The organism is Herbaspirillum sp. GW821-FHT09A12, from assembly GCF_059418325.1.
In genome coordinates this window covers 25,852-49,408 of record NZ_JBWKPR010000005.1, presented here as the reverse complement: position 1 = coordinate 49,408, position 23,557 = coordinate 25,852, and the positions used below count along the sequence as shown (strand labels likewise).

Annotated in this window: 24 protein-coding genes; 14 read left to right on the top strand and 10 right to left on the bottom strand. The window is 53.2% G+C overall.

Going from position 1 to position 23,557, the window contains the following annotated elements:
• Positions 1-33: 33 nt before the first annotated feature.
• The 4 genes from AC07N6_RS13840 to AC07N6_RS13825 all read right to left on the bottom strand — a co-directional run bounded on the left by AC07N6_RS13840 (position 34) and on the right by AC07N6_RS13825 (position 3,452).
• A complete protein-coding gene (locus tag AC07N6_RS13840) occupies positions 34-1,236 on the bottom strand; it encodes a pyridoxal phosphate-dependent aminotransferase (protein ID WP_494782470.1) in 1,203 nt (400 codons plus the stop codon).
• 83 nt (positions 1,237-1,319) lie between these two features.
• Positions 1,320-2,048, bottom strand: a complete 729-nt coding sequence (locus AC07N6_RS13835; protein WP_494782469.1) for an amino acid ABC transporter ATP-binding protein — start codon at positions 2,046-2,048, stop codon at positions 1,320-1,322.
• Positions 2,048-2,752: an amino acid ABC transporter permease gene (locus AC07N6_RS13830; protein WP_494782468.1), complete on the bottom strand. Its 705-nt coding sequence runs from the start codon at positions 2,750-2,752 to the stop codon at positions 2,048-2,050. Before AC07N6_RS13830 ends, AC07N6_RS13835 begins: the two co-directional genes overlap by 1 nt.
• 1 nt (position 2,753) lies before the next feature.
• A complete protein-coding gene (locus AC07N6_RS13825) occupies positions 2,754-3,452 on the bottom strand; it encodes an amino acid ABC transporter permease (RefSeq protein ID WP_494782467.1) in 699 nt (232 codons plus the stop codon).
• On the opposite strand from AC07N6_RS13825, the gene AC07N6_RS13820 reads away from it, so the two are divergent.
• Together AC07N6_RS13820 and AC07N6_RS13815 are read left to right on the top strand one after the other, a co-directional pair.
• On the top strand, positions 3,420-3,926 hold the full coding sequence (locus tag AC07N6_RS13820; RefSeq protein WP_494782466.1) for a hypothetical protein: 507 nt from the start codon (positions 3,420-3,422) through the stop codon (positions 3,924-3,926). The two genes, AC07N6_RS13825 and AC07N6_RS13820, sit on opposite strands and share 33 nt — an antisense overlap.
• 52 nt (positions 3,927-3,978) lie before the next feature.
• Positions 3,979-5,199: an MORN repeat-containing protein gene (locus AC07N6_RS13815; RefSeq protein WP_494782465.1), complete on the top strand. Its 1,221-nt coding sequence runs from the start codon at positions 3,979-3,981 to the stop codon at positions 5,197-5,199.
• A 475-nt stretch (positions 5,200-5,674) separates the two neighbouring features.
• Here AC07N6_RS13815 and AC07N6_RS13810 read toward each other — a convergent pair.
• A protein-coding gene (locus tag AC07N6_RS13810; protein WP_494782464.1) for an IS3 family transposase occupies positions 5,675-6,815 on the bottom strand; the annotation gives its coding sequence in 2 pieces (ribosomal slippage) (positions 5,675-6,560 and positions 6,559-6,815; 1,143 coding nt in all).
• 331 nt (positions 6,816-7,146) lie between these two features.
• On the opposite strand from AC07N6_RS13810, the gene AC07N6_RS13805 reads away from it, so the two are divergent.
• The 4 genes from AC07N6_RS13805 (at position 7,147) to AC07N6_RS13790 (ending at position 11,965) form a co-directional block, all read left to right on the top strand.
• A complete protein-coding gene (locus tag AC07N6_RS13805; RefSeq protein ID WP_494782463.1) occupies positions 7,147-8,268 on the top strand; it encodes a hypothetical protein in 1,122 nt (373 codons plus the stop codon).
• Positions 8,269-8,457: 189 nt separating this feature from the next.
• Positions 8,458-10,041, top strand: a complete 1,584-nt coding sequence (locus AC07N6_RS13800; protein ID WP_494782462.1) for an AAA family ATPase — start codon at positions 8,458-8,460, stop codon at positions 10,039-10,041.
• Complete coding sequence (locus AC07N6_RS13795; protein ID WP_494782461.1) at positions 10,038-10,883, top strand: HNH endonuclease; 846 nt, start codon at positions 10,038-10,040, stop codon at positions 10,881-10,883. The genes AC07N6_RS13800 and AC07N6_RS13795 overlap by 4 nt, the downstream gene beginning before the upstream one ends.
• Positions 10,884-11,293: 410 nt before the next feature.
• Entirely contained in the window at positions 11,294-11,965 is a 672-nt protein-coding gene (locus AC07N6_RS13790) for a YozE family protein (protein ID WP_494782460.1), read from the top strand.
• A gap of 129 nt (positions 11,966-12,094) precedes the next feature.
• On the opposite strand, the gene AC07N6_RS13785 is transcribed toward AC07N6_RS13790, so the two are convergent.
• The 3 genes from AC07N6_RS13785 to AC07N6_RS13775 all read right to left on the bottom strand — a co-directional run bounded on the left by AC07N6_RS13785 (position 12,095) and on the right by AC07N6_RS13775 (position 15,246).
• Entirely contained in the window at positions 12,095-12,799 is a 705-nt protein-coding gene (locus AC07N6_RS13785) for a hypothetical protein (protein ID WP_494782459.1), read from the bottom strand.
• 128 nt (positions 12,800-12,927) lie between these two features.
• On the bottom strand, positions 12,928-13,392 hold the full coding sequence (locus AC07N6_RS13780; protein WP_494782458.1) for a hypothetical protein: 465 nt from the start codon (positions 13,390-13,392) through the stop codon (positions 12,928-12,930).
• A 198-nt stretch (positions 13,393-13,590) separates the two neighbouring features.
• Complete coding sequence (locus AC07N6_RS13775; RefSeq protein ID WP_494782457.1) at positions 13,591-15,246, bottom strand: ApeA N-terminal domain 1-containing protein; 1,656 nt, start codon at positions 15,244-15,246, stop codon at positions 13,591-13,593.
• 235 nt (positions 15,247-15,481) lie between these two features.
• Here AC07N6_RS13775 and AC07N6_RS13770 point away from each other — a divergent pair, with 235 nt between their 5' ends.
• Positions 15,482-16,237 carry a restriction endonuclease gene (locus tag AC07N6_RS13770; protein WP_494782456.1) on the top strand — a complete coding sequence of 252 codons (756 nt, stop codon included), beginning with the start codon at positions 15,482-15,484 and terminating at the stop codon, positions 16,235-16,237.
• An 83-nt stretch (positions 16,238-16,320) separates the two neighbouring features.
• Here the strand turns inward: AC07N6_RS13770 and AC07N6_RS13765 are convergent, their stop codons facing one another.
• The gene (locus AC07N6_RS13765; RefSeq protein ID WP_494782455.1) at positions 16,321-16,569 is read right to left on the bottom strand and encodes a helix-turn-helix domain-containing protein; all 249 of its coding nucleotides are present in this window, start codon (positions 16,567-16,569) and stop codon (positions 16,321-16,323) included.
• 146 nt (positions 16,570-16,715) lie between these two features.
• Here AC07N6_RS13765 and AC07N6_RS13760 point away from each other — a divergent pair, with 146 nt between their 5' ends.
• Together AC07N6_RS13760 and AC07N6_RS13755 are read left to right on the top strand one after the other, a co-directional pair.
• On the top strand, positions 16,716-17,054 hold the full coding sequence (locus AC07N6_RS13760; RefSeq protein ID WP_494782454.1) for a hypothetical protein: 339 nt from the start codon (positions 16,716-16,718) through the stop codon (positions 17,052-17,054).
• 66 nt (positions 17,055-17,120) lie between these two features.
• Positions 17,121-17,330 carry a hypothetical protein gene (locus AC07N6_RS13755; RefSeq protein ID WP_494782453.1) on the top strand — a complete coding sequence of 70 codons (210 nt, stop codon included), beginning with the start codon at positions 17,121-17,123 and terminating at the stop codon, positions 17,328-17,330.
• A 131-nt stretch (positions 17,331-17,461) separates the two neighbouring features.
• Here the strand turns inward: AC07N6_RS13755 and AC07N6_RS13750 are convergent, their stop codons facing one another.
• Positions 17,462-17,641 carry a hypothetical protein gene (locus tag AC07N6_RS13750; RefSeq protein ID WP_494782452.1) on the bottom strand — a complete coding sequence of 60 codons (180 nt, stop codon included), beginning with the start codon at positions 17,639-17,641 and terminating at the stop codon, positions 17,462-17,464.
• Positions 17,642-18,242: 601 nt separating this feature from the next.
• Between AC07N6_RS13750 and AC07N6_RS13745 the strand changes: the two genes are divergently transcribed.
• The 5 genes from AC07N6_RS13745 (at position 18,243) to AC07N6_RS13725 (ending at position 23,526) form a co-directional block, all read left to right on the top strand.
• Positions 18,243-18,923 carry a hypothetical protein gene (locus AC07N6_RS13745; protein WP_494782451.1) on the top strand — a complete coding sequence of 227 codons (681 nt, stop codon included), beginning with the start codon at positions 18,243-18,245 and terminating at the stop codon, positions 18,921-18,923.
• 143 nt (positions 18,924-19,066) lie between these two features.
• A complete protein-coding gene (locus AC07N6_RS13740) occupies positions 19,067-19,717 on the top strand; it encodes an antitoxin Xre-like helix-turn-helix domain-containing protein (protein WP_494782450.1) in 651 nt (216 codons plus the stop codon).
• Positions 19,718-20,266: 549 nt separating this feature from the next.
• Complete coding sequence (locus tag AC07N6_RS13735; protein WP_494782449.1) at positions 20,267-21,112, top strand: ureidoglycolate lyase; 846 nt, start codon at positions 20,267-20,269, stop codon at positions 21,110-21,112.
• Between the two features lie 107 nt (positions 21,113-21,219).
• Positions 21,220-21,972, top strand: coding sequence for an SDR family NAD(P)-dependent oxidoreductase (locus AC07N6_RS13730; RefSeq protein ID WP_494782448.1), 753 nt, complete (start codon positions 21,220-21,222; stop codon positions 21,970-21,972).
• A gap of 234 nt (positions 21,973-22,206) precedes the next feature.
• On the top strand, positions 22,207-23,526 hold the full coding sequence (locus AC07N6_RS13725) for an MFS transporter (protein WP_494782447.1): 1,320 nt from the start codon (positions 22,207-22,209) through the stop codon (positions 23,524-23,526).
• Positions 23,527-23,557: the final 31 nt, after the last annotated feature.

Below are 23,557 nucleotides of genomic sequence, written 5' to 3'. Positions count from 1 at the left end.
CTGGCCGGCTTGCCGGCTTGCCTGCTTGCCTGCTTAACGCAGCGTCGCGCAAAAGCGCTGGACGCGTGTGCAGGCCTCGCGCAGGCGCTCGGTCGCATCCGCGTACGAAAGGCGGAAATTGGGGCCCTGGCCAAATGCGCTGCCGTGCACCAGCGCCACGCCTTCGGCTTCCAGCAGCGCGGAAACGAAATCCTCGTCGGTCTCGATGATCTTGCCGGCCTCGGTACGCTTGCCGATCAGGCGTTGGCAAGAGGGGAACACATAGAACGCGCCCTCCGGGACCGGGCAATCGATGCCTTCGGCGCCATTGAGCATCGACACCACCAGGTTGCGGCGCTCCTCGAACACGGTGCGGCTGGTGTGGATGTAATCCTGGGGGCCGCTCAGCGCTTCCAATGCCGCCCACTGCGACACCGAGCTAGGGCCCGATGTGACTTGCCCCTGGATTTTTTCCATGGCCTTGACCAGTTGCTGCGGCCCGGCCGCATAGCCGATGCGCCAGCCGGTCATCGCGTAAGCCTTGGAGACGCCATTCATGGTCAGCGTGCGCTCGTACAGCTCGGGCGCGACCTGCGCCGGCGTGGTGAACGTGAAGCCGTCGTAGACCAGGTGTTCGTAGATGTCGTCCGACAGGATCCACACATGCGGATGGCGCTTCACGACCTCGGCCAGCGCTTCCAGCTCCGCGCGGGTGTAGGCGGCGCCGCTGGGGTTGCAGGGGGAGTTGAACATCAGCCATTTGGTACGCGGCGTAATGGCCGCTTCCAGATCTTCCGGGCGCAGCTTGTAGCCGTTTGCGCGGGTAGTCGGCACAAAGACCGGCACCCCGCCGAACAGGGCCACCAGCTCCGGATACGAGACCCAGTACGGGGCCGGGACGATCACCTCGTCGCCCGGATTGATGGTGGCCATCAAGGCATTGGCGATGACTTGCTTGCCGCCGTTGCAGACGATGGTCTGCGCCACGGTGTAGTCGAGCTGGTTTTCCCGCTTGAACTTGGCCACGATGGCTTCGCGCAGTTCGGTAATGCCGGCCACGGCAGTGTATTTTGTCTCGCCGCGGGCGATGGCGGCATAGGCCGCTTGCTTGATATTTTCGGGGGTATCGAAATCGGGCTGGCCGGAACTCAGGGCGATGATGTTGCGTCCTTGCGCCTGCATTTCGCGGGCCTTCTGGCTGATCGCAATGGTGGCCGAAGCTTTGATACGCGCAAGCGAATCGGAAATGAATGCCATGTAGGTCTCTTGGTCGATGTTGGATGAGTGGATAGGGGCCGATAAATGGAGCCGATATAGGGAGCCGATATGGGGAGCCAGCCTCAGGCGTGGCGGATGTCGGCCACGAATTTCTGCGCGCGCGGATGCTGCGCGTGTTCAAAGAAGTCTTGCGGCGTGGCGCGCTCCAGCACTTCGCCGTCGGCCATGAAGATCAGGCGGTCGGCCACTTCGCGCGCAAAGCCCATTTCGTGCGTGACGCAGACCATGGTCATGCCCTCGGAGGCCAGCTGCTTCATGACTTGCAGCACTTCGCCCACCATCTCGGGGTCGAGCGCGGAAGTGGGTTCATCGAACAGCATCACCGGCGGCTTCATGGCCAGCGCGCGGGCGATCGCCACGCGCTGCTGCTGGCCGCCCGAAAGCTGCCCCGGATAAGCCTCGGCCTTGCCTGCCAGGCCCACTTTCTCAAGCAGGCCCATGGCGGTTTCGCGCGCCTCCTTGTCGGACAGCTTGAGCACGCGCATGGTGGCCAGCATGACGTTGCGCATCACGCTCATGTGCGGGAACAGGTTGAACGACTGGAAGACAAAACCGATGCCGCTGCGCAGTTTGTTGATGTCGACGCCGTTGCCGTGGATATCCTGGCCGTCGACGTAAATCTGGCCGTCGTTGATCGGCTCCAGGCGATTGATGGTGCGAATCAGCGTGGACTTGCCCGAGCCCGACGGCCCGCACACGATCACCACCTCGCCGCGCTTGATTTCCTCGTTGATGTTACGCAAGGCGTGATAGTCGCCATACCATTTATTGACGTTGTTGAATCGGATCATCACACGCTCCTGAATTGACGTTTGTGCTTGATGCGGCGCTCGACCAGGCCGACCAGCGAACTCAGGCTGTAGCAGATGGCGAAGTAGGTCATGGCCAGCAGGAAGTAAACCTGGAAGGGCTTGGTCAGCAATTGCGCGTTGACCTGGTAAGCCGAATAGGTGAGTTCGTTGACGCTGATGATGTACGCCAGCGAAGTGTTCTTGATCAGCGAGATCAGCTGGTTGAGGATGCTCGGGATCATGTTGAACAGCGCCTGCGGCAGCACCACGTCCCACAGCGTCTTGAAATAGCTCATGCCCAGCGAGCGCGAGGCTTCGACCTGCCCTTTCGGTATCGCCTGGATGCCGGCCTTGACGACCTCGCCCAGGAACGCCGTCTCATAGGCAACCAGGGCGCAGATCACGGTGGTGGTGGCCGAAATGGTGGCGCCGATCATCAGGGGCACGATGAAATAGGCCCAGAAGATCAGCATCAGCACCGGCAAGCCGCGCACGGTCTGCACCACCGCGGTGGCGGGCAGGTAGACCCAGCGGATCGTGCTGGTGCGCGCAATGCCGCATGCCACCGCCAGCGGGAAGGCGCAGACCAGGCCGGTCACCGCCAGGATGAGCGTGAGCGCCAGGCCGCCCAGCGGGCCGTGCGGAAACTCGCCCACCAGCAGCTGCAACCCATACGTGGTGACGATGTTGTAGAGATCGCCCATGTCAGCGCTCCTTCACTTGCAAATGGCGATTGTTGAAGTACGCGCCCAGCGCCATGATGGCCCACGACATCAGCAGGTAGAACGCCGACGCCAGCGCGAACGTTTCGAAGGTGCGATAGGTCTCGTTCTCGATCTGGCGGCTGGCATAGGTCATCTCCGCCACGCCGATCGCCATGGCCAGGCTGGTCGACTTGAACAGCGACAGCGACTGGTTGACCAGCGGCGGCACCGAGACCCTAATCGCCTGCGGCAGCAGCACGTCGCGCATCGACTGCACATACGACAGGCCCAGCGCGCGGGCCGCTTCCATTTGCGTGGCCGCCACGGAACGCAGGCCGCTGCGCAAGTCTTCCGACATATAGGCCGCCGAGTTCAGCGCCAGCGCGATCAGCGCGAAGATGAACTCGCCGTTGTGGTCGTTGATGAATCCGGTGATCGACGACGGCAGCAGCTCGGGAATGCCGAAATACCACACGAAGATCTGCACCAGTCCCGGCACGTTGCGGTGGTAGTTGACGTAGGCGGCGATCAGCCATTCCAGCGGCGGCAGCGCCAGGGCCCGCAGCGCCACCAGGAGCACCGCCAGCGCAAAGGCGCACACCCACGCCGCGGCGAACAGCCCCAGCGTCGTCAAGGCGCCGCCGATCAGCCAGTCGAGATATTGCCCGTGCAATACCGCACTGAAGTCGAGATTGATCATGCCGGCGCATCCTTGCGCCGCGGCTTGCTGTCGACCGCGCTATCGGCCGCACGACCGGCATGCGCGGCGGCGGATATGGCCAGGGCAACGACAGCCGCAGCCAGCCCCAAGCACCTCGTATCGATGAACGTCACATTCATTTTCCATCCCTTTGCAAATCGGACAAGCGGATCAATTTCAATAAATCATAATTACATTATGATTTTTAAACAAGCGGATTTCTTCTTTATTTTTCAGTCAGTTAGAGAATGGATCAAGGCAGTGCAGCATCTGCAAGAAAGCGCGTCGGCACTCCCATCGCGAGTGCATGTTTCGATGAAAATGCTTATTTTGGTGCGACGCCGCGTGGCGCGGATCGATGACCTGACAAGTTCAGGACGGGGCGGGAGCGGGCATCCGCGAGCTGGCGAACTGGCGGATGCGGCAGGAACCTGGCTTGTTGAAATTGAGGCCGCGTCTCATGCAAATGCATGAGGACATGAAAAAAACCCTTCGCTACCATTGGAAAAAACTCAGGGGCCGGACCATGCAATCCCAACGTTTCCGCATCTTGTCGACATCCGTTTTCCTCCTTGCCATCGCCGCGGCGCCAGCGGGTTCCGCGGCCGCAAACGAAGCGGAGACCCACTGGATCGCCGACGCCAACGGCTGCCAAACCCGCAACGGCAATCCATCCCCCGGCGAGAGCATCATCTGGTCCGGCGCCTGCAAGAATGGCTACACCGAGGGCCCCGGCGAACTCCAATGGTTCAAGGACGGCGCGCCGACCGGCACTTACCGGGGCGCCATGGTCGGCGGCGTGGCCCATGGCCGCGGCAGTTACCAATGGGTCGACGGCACGCGCTACGAAGGCGAATATGTCGACGGCAAGCGCAATGGCAAAGGCAGCTACGTCTGGTCCAACGGCGACCGCTACGAGGGCGACTGGCAAGACTCGAAACGTACGGGACAAGGTGTTTTCACCTGGGCCAGCGGCGACCGTTATGAAGGCGGTTTCCTCGATGGCAAGAAGAGCGGGCCAGGCATCTATCGCTGGGCCAATGGCGAGCGCTACGAGGGCAGCTACAACAATGACGCAAGAGCCACCGGCAATGGTTACGACCAGAACGGCAATTTGCTCAACATCTATGTCGACGGCCTCGCCACCCGCCAGTCAGTCGCAAGCGATAACGGCCCATCCGGCGCATCGGGCTTCTTTTCGGTGCTGGGCGCGCTGGCCCAAGGCGTAGCCGCGGCCGGCGGGAAAAACGCCGGCCAGTGGCAGGCTGCCGCCACCGCCCTGCAATCAGGCTCCGGTGCCGCGACCGGCTCCGTGCCCGCCAGCAGCGGTGCAGCACCCGCACCCGGCAACCTCAACGCCGTGAGCGGCTCCGCGTCAACCGATGGATCGGGCGACAGCCACTTCAAATACGACAATGCCGTCGACCAGTGCGTCAAAGTGCACCACCACAAAGAAAGGGCGATGGTGACCAACACTTGCGGATACCGCCTGCAGGTATTGGTGTGCACGCTGGGCGGTCTCAAGGGCACCGAATGCGCCCCCGGCATGACCGACGTCAGCGCCATCCAGCACAATGTGCCTCCGAACTATTCGATGAAGGGCCTGGGGGACTTTTACGACGCCGCAGTCAGTTGGGCCTATACCGGCGGCACCGTCGTATTCACCGCTTGCAAGGATCCGTATTTCCCCCACATCAATTCATGGAACGGAAATCGCTACAAGGCGGTTTGCCGGGCTTACAAATAAATGACGCTTGCAGGAAAACGCCGCAGCTGACGCTTGCCCCCCCTTCCCTGCGGCGTCCCTACCCGACTGTGCAAACCGCTCGCCGCCAAGCCGGGAGGCTGTATAGGGTTTTGCATCAACAGCTTATATGCGGGAAACCGGCGCCTTGCCTTGCACTCCGCAATGAGCGGGGTAAGCACCCATAAACGGCAAAAAACCCCTTGGCTTATTTGCCTGTCGCGTCGAATTCATTTGGGAAATTCGCCTCTTATAAATCAATGACTTAGAAATGCGAATAACCGAAGAAGTGCAGCGATATCTCGGGAAATCACTTCCCAAATGAATTCGGAATTTCTTTTTCAAAAGAAATATAGTTTCAAATAAGAAATTATTTCCCCGCAAAGGAGTGGAATATTAGTGCATGCCACTCTGTAACGCCGTACCCATCAGCGATTTGCACTTGAGTGGTCTTCCCCCAGCGTCACGGACACTTCCACTAGGCGCATTTTAGATTTTCAAACTGTACCGGGCTGAGATAGCCGAGAGTGGAATGGCGCCGACGTGGATTGTAAAACCTTTCGATGTAGTCGAACACGTCAGCACGTAAATCATCTCTTGTCCGGTAATGCTTTTTGCTCAGGCGCTCAGTCTTTAGCGTGGAGAAGAAACTCTCCATGGCGGCGTTGTCCCAGCAATTTCCACGCCGGCTCATGCTGCATACGATGCCGTGAGACTCAAGCAAACGCTGGAAGTCCTCGCTGGTGTACTGGGAGCCTTGGTCGGAATGATGCAGCACGGCCCGAGGTCGCCCTCGACGAAACACTGCCATCAGCAAGGCATTCATCACCAGTTGCGCCGTCATCGTCGGTTGCATCGACCATCCGACAACTCGCCGTGAGTACAGGTCCAGGACGACCGCGACGAACAACCAGCCTTCACCAGTCCAGACATAAGTGAAGTCGGCCGCCCACTTCTGATTCGGCTCAGTTGCTGCAAATTGCCGGTCCAACAGATTCGGCGCAATCGAGTGTACCGTCACCGCACGTTGCCCCGGTGTACGACGGCGTTTGTGCCGTGCCTTGATACCAGCGGCCTTCATCAACCGGGCCACGCGGTTCTCACTGCAAGCAAAGCCAGCATCTATAAGGTCTCGCACTACGCGTGGGGAGCCGTATGTGCCATCGCTGGCTTCGTGACTGTGCTTGATGGCCTGCAGTAGCTGCGCGTTCTCACGCTCGTGCTGGCTCATTGGTCGGTCGAGCCAGTCGTAGAAGCCGCTGGTGGACACGCCAAGCACGCGGCACATGGTTCGCGTGGGCCATATGGTTCGGTGCTTGGCGACAAAACCGTACTTCACTTGAGGTCGGCTGCGAAGTAGTCGAGTGCTTTTTTAATATGTCGCGCTCCATCTTAACCTTCGCCAGTTCATGCCGCATGCGCTCATAATCCTGATTGGTGACCTTCTCTGTGCCGCCTGCATGCCCGTCTACTTTGGCTTCTCGGCACCAGCGCCCTAACAAATTAGCGCCAATGCCGAGGTCGCGGGCAATGCCTGCTTTACTTGCGCCAGACTGGCCTACCAGCTTGACTGCCTCCCGCTTAAACTCTTCAGAAAATAACCGTCGTTCACGTGTCATGTAATACCTCCGATGGGGACATCATACCTATCGAAAGTGTCCGTCATGCTGGGGGAAGACCACATTACCCAATCCACGCGCACGCAAAGCATCCTGCACCTCTGATATGGAGCATTTACATTTAGGTCCAAGCGTCACCGACTTTATTGCAGAATGCATCACCAGATAAGAAAAAATAATGGCACTACATACATGCGCGCCCATTTGCGGTCATGTGAATATTTTTTGTGATCAACATACTTCACAAATCCCCTTGAGCAGAGATATTCTCACATTTTGGTAATTTTTGATTAACCGTAAAAGACGAAAATCACTTAAACCTGGGGCGAATATGAGCAGCGAAAAAAAAGGGGAAGCAGGAAATCCGCAACGATGGTGGGAGAGTTATCTTGTTCGATATTTCCTAGGCTCAATCGTTGGAATGATTTGCGTGATTGTTTTAGTCACACATGTTGATTCGGAAATCACTACGCTGCTCAAGGATACACTTTCATCATCTGCAAATGAAAAGGGAGCCAGCTTACTTCCGATGGCTATCGGCTTAATCCTGTTCGGATTGGCATATTGCTACACTGCGAGTAGTCCCATCACTGTTCTCCATAGCGCGAGAATGCTTCCAAATTGGCTTGGTAGGTTTTCGAGGGCCTTCTGGTTTGGCTGGCTTATCAACCTAATGATCACGATGTATCGCCTCCTTTTCGAAGGAGATGCGATGCTCTCTCCGCAGATGATTCGCGTTGTTTCTGTCGTTGCTGTGCTGATGGTCATAGGCATCAACACTCTTAGACTGTTCTCGATGTCCGACGAAATAAAGCGTGTCGTCACGCTATCTTTTGGAATCGTGCTTTTTACCGCCTCCTTGACTACGATCACGCAGTATTGCGGCAACACTCCTCCTCAGGCAATTCTGCTAGCCTTTTCTCTTCCTGTCGTCTGGATAGTTTTGACTCAATATCTCACCTTGCTTAGTCTGTTCAAGCACACTCATATTGATTGGAATAAGCAAACTAAGAAGCCGACCTACCCGCAAAAAAATGATCCGAATCGCTTTTATTACGATTTCTACAGACAGATAACGGCTGCTCGGCTGACTGAAAATTCACGCGATATTCGCGATAGCTATACACACTTACGCGAGCATTCAAACTCCGTATTCGTCGTGTTGATTGAACTGAACATTCTGGCTGGCCTGCTTTTCTTGCATTCGATCCAAGTCAAATGGGCATCACATATCACTACCGCTACCGGAATTCCCATTTTTTGGATCTTCGTATTGGTTCTACTTGGAATTTGGCTGGTGCCAACAATGTTCATGTGGTCACTGGCAAATCGCCTTGAGCTGGTTTTTTCCATGCGCCCTGGTGATTTCGTCGGGAACGCCTTTCCTCAAGGAACACCTGGCGCCGGAGCTGCTACTCCTCCGCCTCCAGTTAGTGGATCAACGATTCCATAAGCGCCTGCTCTATCAAGTTTTAGATCTGAAAGCATTGCCAATCAATTTCGTTCAAATCTAGACCTGCACAATTGGCGGCCGCCAACGACAAAGTCAATCGCTAGCGGCCGCCCACATCTTGTCAAGGGCTGCACTCACTTTACATGGCCCTGACCACTCACTGCTAACAAATAACTACCGTATCTAGCCATGAACTTCATTGTTGTAGGAAGAGGTGAATCCATTCCATCTTCGGCACGAGATGTCGTTTTTCTTCGCGAGGATTATTGGGACGACTGGAGCAAATTTCGTACACAATTCTATTTGTTCTACATTGATCAAAATGGAACGAGAGTCGACATCGGTGAAGTAAAGATCGGCCAGCGAGGACTCCAAGCTGGAGCCACTGTAGGACCGAATGTAAGAGCTCCGGCGGTCCCTCGTAGCCAATTTGCATCCCTTCCACAAGGATTTTTCTCGCTCGGACAAAGCGAAAACTACTACGAGTCCATTAACCTCTTGCAAGAAGAAACAAGGCTTCAAATTCTCACTGGGCTGTTCGATTGTGCATTTGATCTGGATCTGTTCGCAGAGGTGCAAAATGAACTCGTCATGACCGAATCGCTTCTGCGACACATCTCTTACACCAGTGTAACGACCAGATTTCACCGGTTGACGCAAGGTGATAGCGTGCTCACCAATTTCCGATTCCAGTACGAATTCCCAGTGGCACTTGAAGGAGTCCTACCACCTCCGCCCTTAGACTTTACGACCTTACCTGAGTCTTCACCGCCCACAAATGTTCACGTTCTTATCGGTAGAAACGGCGTCGGAAAAAGTCATTTCATGCGAAATCTTGTCAGATCTCTGATTTCGCCAAATGCCGGTACATTTGGGACTCTGTCGATGCTGAACGTCGACGGATCTAATTCAACATCATCATTTGCAGGGCTCGTTTCGGTTTCTTTTAGTGCTTTCGACGAACCGATCGAGCCACAAGTAGATTTAAATGGCTTACGTTACACAACCGTTGGAATACGTCAGAACAGACAAGAATTTCCGGCCGCGCCTGCGCCTGGCCTAATTCCTTCGCCCCCATCGACCAACGTAATGACGTCCATCGAGCTGGCGACTGAATTTTTAAAGGCGATGACCGCATGCGTATCCGGCCTGCGATTAAATCGCTGGACGGCTGCCATACGCACGTTGGAGAACGATCCACTTTTTGCTGAAGCAGATGTAAGTCAGCTCATTGAGCTCATTAATAACGAAGAAAACGAACGGGTTCGTACATTCTTCAAGAAACTTAGCTCTGGGCACGCAATAGTTCTACTCACGGTCACCAAACTGGTGGAGCTTGTGGACGAGCGGACTTTGGTTCTCCTCGACGAACCCGAGGGCCACCTCCATCCTCCGCTCTTATCCGCATTTATCAGAAGCCTGACGGAACTCCTTCGTCAAAGAAATGGCGTGGCAATTATCGCTACCCATTCACCAGTAGTGCTACAAGAGGTTCCCAAACAATGCGTGTGGAAACTTCGCAGATCTGGGTATATCTCGGTACCGGAAAGGCCGACTATTGAGACGTTTGGTGAAAATGTTGGGATCCTCACTCGAGAAGTCTTTGGCTTGGAAGTCACCAACTCTGGGTTTCATAAATTGATCAAAGATCGCGTTGAGGGTGGCGACGACTATTCAGCGCTTTTAACCCATTTTAATAACGCACTGGGCGCTGAAGGACGAAGCATCGCGGCGGCCCTTATCGCAGCACGAGATCAAGGAGATCCGTTATGAGGGCATTGCCTCGCCCGGTAATTTCGGCGCGCACGGCCTTCGAAACCTGCCTCTTGAGTATTACAGATCAAGAGTTCGTAGGCAGGTTGCGCTCTGTCGCTGGTCTGATCGAATCTGCAGATGCACACTACCTTCAACAGAGCAATCTTCGTAGTTGGTTCTCTATTCAATCAGCGACAGATGTCGGCGGAGTAGTCACGCTTGATGAAATGAAAACGCGAATCTACACGCGAACATTTAGCCGCCAAAACTCTCCGGCTCGAACCATTTACGACACATTGAGAGCAGCAAGCGGAATTTGCCCTCTGTGTGGACAACGTGATGTGGGCACGCTAGATCACTATCTACCGAAATCATTGCATCCAGCGCTTGCCGTCACTCCGATCAACCTTATTCCGGCATGCATGCCGTGCAATAAAAAGAAGAGCGATGTCCATCCTGCCACTGCTGCGGATCAAACATTACATCCCTACTTTGATACGATTGACGACACGAGGTGGCTTCAAGCGGAAGTAGTTCAAACCATCCCCATCACCATCAGGTTTTCGGTAGTTCCCTCTCCAGCTTGGGTTGCGCCGCTCTCTGAGCGCGTCCAAAGGCATTTTAGATTTCTTAGATTGGCTACTCTTTATGCCACTCATGCCGCGACAGAACTAGGAAACATTAAATATTCCCTTCAACTTAGATCGAGAAGTGCTGGCGCCGCCGGCGTTCGCCTCCATCTCGAAGAAGCAGCCGCGAGTCGCCGGCATAGCCAAAGAAACTCCTGGCAGACTGCGCTCTATGAGACCTTGAGCGCGTCCGTATGGTTTCATGAAGGTGGGTTCGAAAATATTGCCTAGATATGCGACGCCGCTGCTCTTTAGCCGTGAATCATCACACGCTAGAAACCAACGGCAATGTATCTAATCGCTCCAGGATAGCGTCTCGCGCGGAGATTGGAGCCTCCAATTCTCTCAGTACGGCAGACCAATTCTCCATCGCAAGAGAACGGTCTGCCGGACTGAGGGGCTTGCCCAATGCGCTCCGAAATACCACGAGCGTGGCTTGATATAGCCGCCACTGCTCTTTTCGTTAACACATTCAGCTCTTTTGTTCTAAAATAGCTCTCGAGTCGAAACGCAGGCTCGCCCGCCCACAAGGCGAAGTCGGATTCGACAGCGTGATTAAACCGAGTCTTGGAATGGCCTTCTATGGCTACTTCGACTCGATGTGTGGGCGCATCAGAGTCTAAGTGGCCCGGAGTCCATCCATGCCCCACACTACATTTACGCCCTCCCAAATCGACCAACTTCGCCGAGACGTAAGACGCCTCGCGCGCAGTAAGTCCATCAAGCTTGGCCATGCTCAAACAGAAATTGCCCTGAGCAAAGGATTTCGTACCTGGTCTTTGCTGATAAAACACTCAGCGCGTAGCTCTTCTCCACCTCAAGTCCAGTTTCATCAGCCTGAAGCCAAAATGCGCTTTTATCTTCATGGAGATCAGGTCGAGAACAATACCGATGAGTACTTCTGTCGGCAGTGCGATCTCTTTGTCGATGCTTCACATTTCGCTGCGCAGCATGGTGAAGAAACGTATGAGCGAGCGTTACAGACGCTTGAGAGTTGGATGCGGTCGGAATCTGAAAGCCGATACCGACGTCCAGCGACAGCACCTAATATTCTTCTAGAGGAAGCCATCAGGCGCCGTGACCATTTTCAAATGACTCGTAGTGCTTTCCATCGATGGCTAGAACATCAGAGGGACAGAGATGGTGCGATCGGAGATTTGGCACAAGATGCTCTCAATGACAAGCGATTCCCTACGCAGGAGATGGATTTGATAAAACTTCTCCGGTATTTACGCCACCGCAATGCGGCTCCAGAAGCTTTACGAGCACTAAAAGATGCTTGGCGTGAATTTCATTTTGAGTCAATCCAATAGCGCGTTAAGAGAAGTCACAATGTGGCTACGCTAAGCATCTTTTGATGGTGGCGGCGAGGCGCGAGGAACTTCATAATGCCAACGGCAAACATATTGCCCGAATTTTCTTGCACTTCGCCGGAAACAAGTTTATGCGCCGCTCGCCCCATATATTTTTTCTGCATTCTCAGGAATAACCTTCAAATCGACTTCATTCTCAATCAGCACTTCGGCCATCCCCCAAACACCGTGTTCATCTCGAATCCGTGCTAATGCTCTCGCCGCTTTCTTTTCGTACTTGGCCGCTTCGCGTATTGCAATATCTTTTGCGACGTTGAATCGTTGCATAGTTATGCCGTCAATCGGATTAAATGAGTGAATGACGTAAAGAATACGACCCGAATCAAGCTTCGCCTCGAAAACTGGCGGCTGGTCCCATGATATCGTCACATGCGGATTACCTGAGAAGGGCGTGAAAAATACAAAGTCAAAACGCACGCCCCAGCCTATGGGTGGTGCAGGAACATGCTGAGCCTTCTTAACCGGCCGCGCCCGGCCGTACTCTAGTTCGGAGGCAGAAATAAATATATAAAACTGCCGAGTAACGCTGCCATGAGGAGCCAAAGGATTATTCCAGCGTGCTATGTGCCGATTGCTTTTGGCAAAGGGAACGTCATTCACGTGCTCTGACCTCACAGACCATTGATATGTCCCACTTTCATGCAAGCTAATCTTGTCTTGGTGTGACCCGCTATTTGAAATATAGATATCATCCTTCTGAATTGTGAGGCTCCAAGTCAACGAACATCTCTGCTCGTCTGCAACAAAAAAACGAAACGCAGTTTTCTTTGCCATAAATACTCTTTTTTCGGCCCGCACTTATTCAGTGAGGTCTTCTCTAAAAAGGCCAGGCCATCATCACAGGATGTATGGCAGCAATCTGAGCATGGCTCTACGGCCAAATAGCTAGTTCTATATAGTGACTAGGAATTAGGGATCAATCCATGTTGCAGTAACGTCTCGCCACTGATTGTGTTCAGAAACACTTGGTATTGATCGTCCGTCACCTTTCGGCGGAAAATATTAACGACGGTTGCAAAGGCCAGACGGAGTTTTTCCTCTTCATCCGCACCTTCTATATTCGGAATAAAATCCACCAACTCAATCCCGGGAATATTTCTCCAACGACGCCTGTCAACGAGCCCCTTTAACATAGTAAAGGTCAATTGATTAGCTGATTTGTGGTTATTGCAATCAGAGAAAAATGGAAATAAATTCCCCGAAATGTTGTTTGTTTCCTTCGTAAGAACTTTCCCGTTTGTCGCTTCAATGTGGTCTATTTGAAAGACCGACTTGTGATAAAACCCAAGGCAATAAAAGCAAAGCTTAGCAGAGTAAGAAAACAGAAAGTCCGGACGAATCGAACAAACTAAAAAAACACGAGACACTGCTTACGCTGTTAATCCGATGGAAAAATGAACGCACTGCACAAAACAATGACAGTGCCGATGCGGGCGCTGCTGAAGAAAAATTGAAGGTCCTTGACCAAGTACAAGATCTCTAAGTGGCCGAATGGCAGAAGAAACTTTACTTACAATTTCATTTGCCATCGATTTTATTCTCGCCGAAAATTCTTTCTTCCCCGGCTACGGCATATCTACAAAATAGCTCTGAAATATCTCAAGGCGCTCTGAGCCGGATTCGATATAGACGGTGCCGTAGCATGTAATTTTCTCTTTATCCCTTTTGAATATTTCCTCTACAGGTATTACTCCGCCAACGCGTCTGTCGTACCACGCTTTTAAATCCGCTGTAAGCTCCTCAGAGTACTGAATTTGACCATCATCGGATCTGATAAAACATGCCTGGACCTTAATACCCTTGATGTTCGATATGATCTCAAACTGCTCCTTAGGCATCTCGAAAAATCCCGCGCTTTTAGTTACTCTTGCCAATTCCACTCTGTCTATATTGGCGCCCATCGCCATTGGGCTAAGGCTTGATAGGCACGCTAGAAAGTTCTCGTCACTGATACCGAAATCATGAAATGCAAAGTAAGTCAGGAGTAATTCGATCTTGCTTACAACAATACCAATTGGGGTATGCTCACCCTCTGGAAGTTTTGGGGTATTTCCGTGAGCAATCGCGTCTCGAATTTCCTTTATTTTCGTAAAGTTGGCGCTAGTCAGATTAATGATGGCTCGGATCTTATCGTTCATTTGATCCAAAACGTGGTTCAGCTTCTCACTGAAATTCAATTCTTTGCCGTTCATGAACCGTTCTTGAATCACCTTTTGTACGGCGGCTATCTGGATCGGCGTCAGCGCCGGAGATATATTTTTCAACGAATCTGGAATTTCCGCCCCCATTCGAGTTTCTCGTTTGGACTTCGGCTGCTTCATTCCTTTACAGCGTTGGCTTACATACCTATCAAGTAAGCTCACGTAGCCTAAGGTTCTGAATTCCCAGAAACCATTGTAGTGCTGCATTCCAGCTAGGCGAACCCACGATACCGCTCTATATTCGGACTGATAGTAGTTGTTAAATATGTCCTGCCAAAGGTTGTCAAGTAATGACTTTCTCACAAAGAAATTGGCCCATGTTTTTTTTCTTCCATTTACGTTCGGCCGTTCGAAGGTCGGAAAAAATGCATCCCCACATTGTCCATTAGTTGACACCACACCGACGCAAGACAGATACATCGGTGTCGCGACCAAAATAGATAAAAGAGTCGCCAACTCCAGTGGCTTTCGTCTTAGATCATCAAGACTGAATAGGCAATTTTCTGCGTTGAAAGTAAAAATGATATGTTCGTGAACGATGTGATCTTCACCTTCCTCCCATATCTGCAAAACAGATTTGCTAGACAAGGTGAAATTCTGCTGGTCATTCGAAATCCTCACATCAATCTGCTTCGCCCTCCCTAGGCTTCCCTCGTTATCAAGCTTTTCCTCTATTTTCCGAAATGGCATAAACCATTCGTTAATATCGAAGAAGCGAATATTGATTCCTTTAAACTCGGCGTCCATATCTCCAGCCACGACAAAGCCGATTGATACGACAAGGCCAGACAATGAACAGTCAAAAAGTGAAAGCTCTCCACCGTCCTCTGTTGTCGCCAGGAGCTTTCTAAACTTCGTCTCGTTCTTTAGCGTGGAATAACCGGCAAGTCCGCTAAATACCAGATGAGGCCATGAACCCAGACCAAACGAGAGATCGGCAGCACCGAGACTTCCTAGCTCAGCATGAGTAACTTGCACACGGTAGCTATATTTGGTCGAAAAATTTATCTGCGAAGACATAGTTTCACTCAGTCTATTCAGGCACTAATCCTCTGGTTTAGAGGCTATACAAATCAACGAGACTTCTTCGCTTCTCTTTTCTAGATTAATTCAAAGTGCGACTCAACGCTTTGCTAAAAATCGTTGGTGATCCAAAACAAGTGGAATGACTTGCTTATAACGATCGAGGAATTTTTCCTAGATCACCGATTAGCCACTCACAGAGGGGCCAAATTTTTAACTATGGGAAATTACATTGAAAAATAGCGGAGCAACATTTGAAAGCTACGTTCAATACGTCTACCAAACGCTGTTGAATACTCGTGGAGAAATGATCCAAGTGTCGAGACGGGCGATCTTTTCTGGCCTCGCCGGCGAAAAATATGAACTAGATATTTACTATGAGTTCGAGAAAGCAGGTATTCGACACAGAGTCGCAATTGAATGCAAAGACTGGAGCCGCCCCGTCAGCCAAGGACAGATACTAGAGTTTCATCAAAAAATAAAGAACATCGGGAATGAGCTTGTTGGCATCGTCGTATCTCGAGCTGGATTTCAATCTGGCGCCCAGGAAGTCGCCAAAAGGCATGGCATTCTGCTGGAAACGCAACGAACACTTCCCACCCTCGGGCAAATATTGGGTCGCCAAATTGTAAGTACCGCTATACATGAACCAAATCTCACTGGTGAACCGTTTTGGGTCGTCGCTGCTCTAGACGAGAAAAATGAACACCATAGCACTGGGAGCTACTACGCGCTCCCGGAGAAGAGTCCCATACGGATACCGCTCTTTCTCTCCAGATTTCATGCAAAAAAATTCGCAGCACACCTGCCGGATAAAGAGCAATGGGGTGTCTTCGGAATGCCCCAGTACAAGCTGCGATTTCTCATTGCCACGCTTGAAATGGCGAATTTACAAGCGGGAATTGTGTATGAACGTCCAGATGAATTAGGACGCATAGCCATAACGCGTATAGCCACTCGTGAATTAAAAGAGGAATATCTTTTATAGCGCGACAGCTTGGATGGGCCCATAGAACTTGATCCACTAGGATCCAAGCTAGGCACAGTCAACAGGAACAAAGCGGCTCGTGGTCAGGAAATAAGAACTGCTGCAGATACATCGAGCGCATCAGCGATGCGCTCGATGTTGTAGATAGTGACGTTCTTTTCTCCGCGTTCAATCATCCCAATATAGGTTCTATGTACACCAGCGGCCTCCGCTAGCGTTTCTTGGGAAATGCCCAAAGCGAGCCGACGTTCGCGCACATTTGCAGCGAAAATGCGGACAAGGCGGCTTTCTTGTGGAGGTACGGGCATGGCTGGAGTGTCAGCCCGTTGCATACTATAGTTCTACATACTATGATTAGCATTTGATCTATACCAGCTCCAATCAGATCTTTCATGGAAAAATTACCTGCCCACATTGCTCGCGACAATGCATTCCCAAACTGTGGCACTACCAACCTATGCCAGGCGTGTTTCGTCACATGGCAACACAGCACATTTTCCCGTTCTGCGGCTCCGTAATGTATGAAAGCGGTGGGAAAGCAAATCTTCTCGGCTGGATAGTTCTTGTGGCTCTCATTGTCATCTTTGGAATCGGCTTAATTGCCGAGTTGGCCAAGACGACCGACGTAATAAAAGTCGCGGGGATAGTTGCCTCTCTGGCTTTTTGGGGAGGTATCGCCTATCTCTTTATGCGTCGCAAAAAAGATAAAAAGAGAAGAGCACTTGATCCCGGAATTGATAGGATCTTAAGTACTTCAAGATCATTTAAACGATCTTACTGGGCGTGGTATTGCGGTTTAGGGCCGCGCTCTACCTAGAGAGACGATCGCTTGATTGGAGCGTTCTTCTGCCTATACTGAAGTCATGCGTTCCCAAAGGAGATCATGGTGATCAACCCCGAATTGCGCGACAGGATGGATCTTTCGATCGCTCTTGAGACGATGGAACGCCTTCAGCAAGAAGGCGGCGATCTTGGAGGCATCTACTGGTACAAAATTTCTCTCCTTTTAAAAGGAGCCGAGGCTTACCGTGAACGAGCCGCAGTAGCTGAAGATAAGTTAGAACGGATTGAAGCGGTCTTACGTCTTCAATGAATGCGCGAGATGCGATGCTTTCACATGCTGCTTCAAAGAAAATACGTTTGAGCCAGCTCAAATAAATGATAGATGTCAGAATATTTTCTAGTTCATTAATGTAAGTGGGCTATGCATATCGTATTTCTCAGTCAGAAGAAGTGATGAATCATGTCGGTGAAGATCTTGTAGAACTGCGAGTCCCATTGACCATGTGAAGCAACTACTTCAGTGGCTTGAGCACCAGAAACAGCAACAAGGGAAGCAACTGCAATGAAGATGATTAGATAGAAGCGGACGTCTTTTCCTTTATGAAATTGATTTGTGCGCATACATCTTCACTTTTCGTAATTTCAAGAGTATTTCGAAACTTAACGCTAGTATTTCAATTGAAATGACATGCTGCATCGAGCATCACTAGCGGGCCCCAAAGTCAAAATTCTCCACCGTTATCCCAAACTGCTCACACTGGAAACGTGGTCGACTTTTGTTCAGTCGATCTGGACAAGACAGTGATGCGATAATCGCGCCTGGTTACTTCTTGCCAGATCACGATGAAAGCCAAGCCTTTAGATCTCCTTTGCCCAAGCTGTGGCATGACTGTTCTCCAAGTCCACTCCCAGGCACGCCCGATACAAGACAACAAGATTACTTGTCCAGCATGCAGAGGGCAGACGAAGATCGCTTTGATGCAAACTGCTTACGGAGATACATTCCAGGCATATCTTCGGGATTTTGAGAACAAGGGAAAAATCCCTCTTTACGAACCACATCTCACGCCGTACGGGAAATCGCGCCCAAACCGGAACATTCCAAAGGCAAAGCGAAAAAGTGATCAGATAAAAGCAAGTGGAAGCTGATGGGATCAGACCTAAAATTCCTGCCAGTCCAATTTTCTGTCCAAAGGCAGGTACTCGTGAAGGACGCAACACTATGGATGTTGACTATTTCCTCAAGAGACGCGTTGATGCAATCGCCCAATTTTACGAAGAAGCTAGTAGCCGTTTCGTAGAAACAATGGGAAAGATTGAAAGAGAGGAGCCACCATTTGAGCCTATTTATGCAGAGGATGGTGAGCCTCAGTTTCTAGAAGAATGGCTCCAGCAAAGCTATTCGCTAGAGTTAATCGGCCGCAGTGCTATTTCCAATCTCTCAAATACGTTGAAAATCTATTTCGAGACATGGAGCAATTTGCTTTGGGAAAAGTCACAGTCGTGCCGGGAAGCGGCCCCCGAACTATTTAGACGAAGTTTTGTGCGCGGCTACTTGACATGTTTTTCCGAAATCACTGGCCTAGATTTGGCAAACTGCCCTGCTGATATCGATGTTATTGAGCAAGTTATCTTAGCGCGCAATTTAGATGGGCACGCAGGATCACTCACCTCCGAAGCAATTCGTCACAACGAATCTACATTAAAAAAATTTCCTGTCCCTTTGTTTGCTGACCCCAACGACATGTATTGGCAGCGTCCGGGCAACAGAAACGATCCCTTCGGATTTGGCGGTCCAGCCTTACATGTATCAGCCCACCGATTCCGCCATGCGGCTGAGCAGATTCGCGCGCTATCAAATTGGCTTGAAGAACCTCTGCAGAGATTTAGATACGGGGGCTGAAGAGCTCGATCAAGTGACGAATTATCGATAAGAGTTTGCGATGCCCAATCTCGGCCCGTCGTCAATTATTGACTTGTTCCCCCACCCGATTTTCTAATTAATTCGGTGAGATACACTTGAGATCCCATAAGGAGTGCTCTGTGGTGAGTCGCCCCAAAATTGACGAACACTCAGCCGGGAGTCCGGCGCCTCCTACAGGAACGCCGATAGGAAAAGTTGGTACCGAAAAGAAAGCGGCGATCGGCGTCCTTGAGAGTGCCGAGCTAAGGCAGGCCGGCGTCTGGTCCCAAATGGACTTTGTCGACAGAATTCAACTTCGTCGATCAGGTATCCCGGCACGGCGTGTGAGTGAGCTGGCATCGATCTTGGATATACCGAAAGAAGTATTGATGAAGTCGTTAGGTCTTTCCCGAACCACCGTCGACCGTAAAGTGATGCACGCGCGAGTACTGTCACCCGGAGAGTCGGAACGCGTGATAAGTATGCAGGCTCTGATCGGAAAAGTGCAGCTCATGACCGACGTAGATCGTAGGTCAGACTTTGATGCCACGAAGTGGCTTGCAAATTGGTTGATGGCGCCACTTCCCGCGCTGGGTGGCGTACCACCTGCAAGTTTTCTGGATACGATGGAAGAACAGAGACACGTCGAAAATCTACTGGAGATGACCCTGAACGGTACGTACACCTTGGCATATGCATTCGCATCAGGAGCTCCTGGCTTTTTGCAGGAGATTCGTCTCCTAAGTTGCACCACGGTTAGAGCACGGACCAGCGAATCACGAAAAATCGGATGATCATGTGATCATCTTCGAAAGTAAAGAAATGTGATTCAACCGGCGAAGCTCCATTCCAAAATCGAATAAACAATCGAGCGTTTCAAATTAAATGCTGCAACAGTCCTTCGTAAAAAAGGCACCAATTGGCCGAATAAGGCTGTGGCCGTGAATTTCCCGTTGGCAAATAATCCCAGGTAGTGCCTCGCGTATTGCCTCTCTTTCTCCTAGCCATGCGCAAAGCCATATTTAGATACCAACCTATTTTATTGCATTTAAACAACTAAATTCCAAATTGAAAACTACTACATTCTGTAACCCATTGATTTAAGCACCTCGTATTTCCCAAATGAATTCGACATTTCCTAAATGAATTCGTAACGACATTGCCTGCAATGGATCACCCGATAACCAAAACTTATCCCCTCCGCCCTATTGGTCTTACCAATAAACTGGTATTATCCAATCCGCAAAACGACAAGGCCCGCCATGCCGCTTGCGCCCCCAAAGGCTTGCAGCGGCGATCCGCCGGCGCCGATTTGAGACAACTTATTTTCTAAAGGAAACAAGATGAAATTACTCCGCTACGGCCCGGTTGGGCAGGAAAAGCCCGGCATCCTGGACCAGGCTGGCAAGATCCGCGACCTGTCGGCGCACATCGCCGACCTCAACGGCGCCGCCCTGGGCGATGCGTCGCTGGCCAAGATCCGCGCGCTCGACATCAACAGCCTGCCCGTGGTGGACGGCAATCCGCGCATCGGCGCCTGTGTCGGCAATATCGGCAAATTCATCTGCATCGGCCTGAACTACGCCGACCATGCCGCCGAATCCAACCTGCCGATCCCGGCCGAGCCGGTGGTGTTCAACAAGTGGACTTCGGCCGTGGTCGGCCCCAACGACAACGTCAAGATCCCCCGCGGTTCCAAGAAGACCGACTGGGAAGTCGAGCTGGGCGTGGTCATCGGCAAGGGCGGCGCCTATATCGACGAGAAGGATGCGCTGTCGCACGTGGCCGGCTATTGCGTGGTCAACGATGTGTCCGAGCGCGAGTACCAGATCGAGCGCGGCGGCACCTGGGACAAGGGCAAGGGCTGCGACACCTTCGGCCCGATCGGCCCATGGCTGGTCACCCGCGACGACGTCGCCGACCCGCAGAAGCTGGGCATGTGGCTGGAAGTGGACGGCAAGCGCTACCAGAACGGCAACACCAGCACCATGATCTTCGGCGTGGCGCACATCATCGCCTACCTGTCCAAGTTCATGAGCCTGCAGCCGGGCGACGTCATCTCCACCGGCACGCCGCCGGGCGTGGGCATGGGCGTCAAGCCGGAATCGGTGTTCCTGCGCGCCGGCCAGACCATGCGCCTGGGCATCGACGGCCTGGGCGAGCAGCAGCAAAAGACCATCGACGCTTAAGCCATCCCGGCAGTGTCGCCGGCAAACATCAATAAGAATAACAATGCGCGCAGGCCGACCGGATTGCGCGCCGACCTCAAGATCAGATCGCAAAGAAGGAGAAGACAATGAATCATTACGACTTCCAGGGCCGCAGCGCCATCATCACCGGCGGCGCCCAGGGTTTCGGTTACGCGGTGGCCGAACGCCTGCTGCAGGGCAAGGCCAAGGTCGTGCTGTGGGACATGGACGAGAAGGCGCTGGCTGAAGCGCGCGCCAAGCTGGAACCGCTGGGCAATGTCGACACCATCAAGGTCGACATTTCCAATGAAGCCGACGTCAAGAAAGCCATCGAAGCCACCGAGAAGGTCACCCAGTCGATCGATATCCTGGTGCACAGCGCCGGCATCGCCGGCCAGAACAACCCGGTAGCCGACTACTCGCCGGAAGAGTGGCGCCGCGTGATCGACATCGACCTCAATGGCGCGTTCTACGTCAACCAGGTGGTCGTGCAGCGCATGATCGCCCAGAACTACGGCCGCATCGTCAACATCGCCTCCATCGCCGGCAAGGAAGGCAACCCGACCGCCTCGGCCTACAGCGCCGCCAAGGCCGGCATGATCGCCCTGACCAAGAGCCTGGGCAAGGAAACCGCGACCAAGAACATCGCCGTCAACGCCATCACCCCGGCCGCCGCGCAAACCCGCATCCTGGAGCAATGCACCCAGGCGCACATCGACTACATGCTGTCGAAGATCCCGCGCGCGCGTTTCGTGAAGGTGGAAGAACTGGCGGCCATGGTGGCCTGGCTGGTGTCGGAAGAGAACTCCTTCACCACCGCGTCGGTGTTCGACCTGTCGGGCGGCCGCGCGACCTATTGAGCGACGCCATCGACCGGCGCGCTCGCCCGCGGCCTGCATAGGGGCATGATGCAGGCCCGCCGGCGGCGGCCGGTCGCCGATATCGTCAATATAAAAAGCAGCACGGCGGACGGAGTCCTTCCGTCCGCCAATCCAACCGCACAACAACAATAAGCGACCTCCGCGTACCGCGCGGCGGCATCGGACTTTTTTGCGCCTTCGGTTTTAATCAAAAGCCTTTCGAGGAGAGACATCATGGCAGCAGTACCCTATCCGGCCAGCGCGGCGGACATTCAAGAATCCGACCTGTACCGCAGAATCACCTGGCGCTTCGTGCCCTTGCTGATGGTCTGCTTCGTGTTCGCCTACCTGGACCGCGTCAACATCAGTTTCGCCAAGCTGCAGATGCAAAGCGACCTGGGTTTCTCGGACGCCGTCTACGGCCTGGGCGCGAGCATCTTCTTCGTCGGCTACTTCCTGTTCGAAGTGCCCAGCAACATGATCCTGCACAAGGTCGGTCCCAAGCGCTGGATCGCCCGCATCATGGTCACCTGGGGCATCGCCTCGGCGGCGATGATGTTCGTCAGCAACGAGACCAGCTTCTACATCCTGCGCTTCCTGATCGGCTTGCTGGAAGCCGGCTTCGTGCCGGGCGCGCTGTACTTCTTCACCAACTGGTTCCCGTCGGTGCGCCGCGGCCGCATCAACTCGCTGTTCATGGCGGCCATCGCCGTGTGCGGCATCATCGGCGGCCCGCTGTCGGGCGGCATCATGAAGTGGAGCCATGGCATGGCCGGCATGCACGGCTGGCAATGGCTGTTCCTGCTGGAAGGCATTCCGTCGATCCTGCTGGGCGTGGTGTGCTACCTGGTGATCGACGACAAGATCGAAGACGCCCGCTGGCTGAAGCCTGAAGAAAAGAAGCTGCTGATCGAGCGCATCGCCGCCGAGCCCAAGAGCGAAGCGGTGCACTCCTTCGGCGCGGCATTGAAGCAGCCGTCGACCATCGTCATGTCGCTGATCTACCTGGTGCTGGCTTCCGGCATCTATGGCCTGGTGTTCTGGATGCCGCAACTGATCAAGACCGCCGGCACCGACGACACTTTCATCATCGGCCTGATTTCGATGGTGCCGTACATCTGCGCCGGCCTGGGCATGATCTTCATCGGCCGCAGCTCCGACCGCACCGGCGAACGCCGCTGGCACCTGGCCAGTTGCGCGCTGATCGGCGGCATCGGCTACGCGGCCGCCGCCTACTTCGGCGACAACACGCTAATCCTGGTGATCGCGCTGTCGGCGGCCGCCACCGGCATCATCGCCGGCATCGGCCTGTTCTGGATCCTGCCTCCGCGCGTGCTGTCGGGCGCAGCGGCCGCAGCCGGCATCGCGCTGATCAATTCGGTCGGCCAGTTGGGCGGCATCATCACCCCCTACATGGTCGGCAAGATCCGTGACCTGACCGGCAGCGCCGCCATCGGCCTGTACGTGGTCGCCGCCGAATGCCTGGTCGGCGCCGCCCTGCTGCTGTGGGCGCTGCCGCGCCGCATCTACTTCCGCGAACCCGCGCAGAAGTGATCCGACATAGCGCGTAAAACGCAAACCCGCC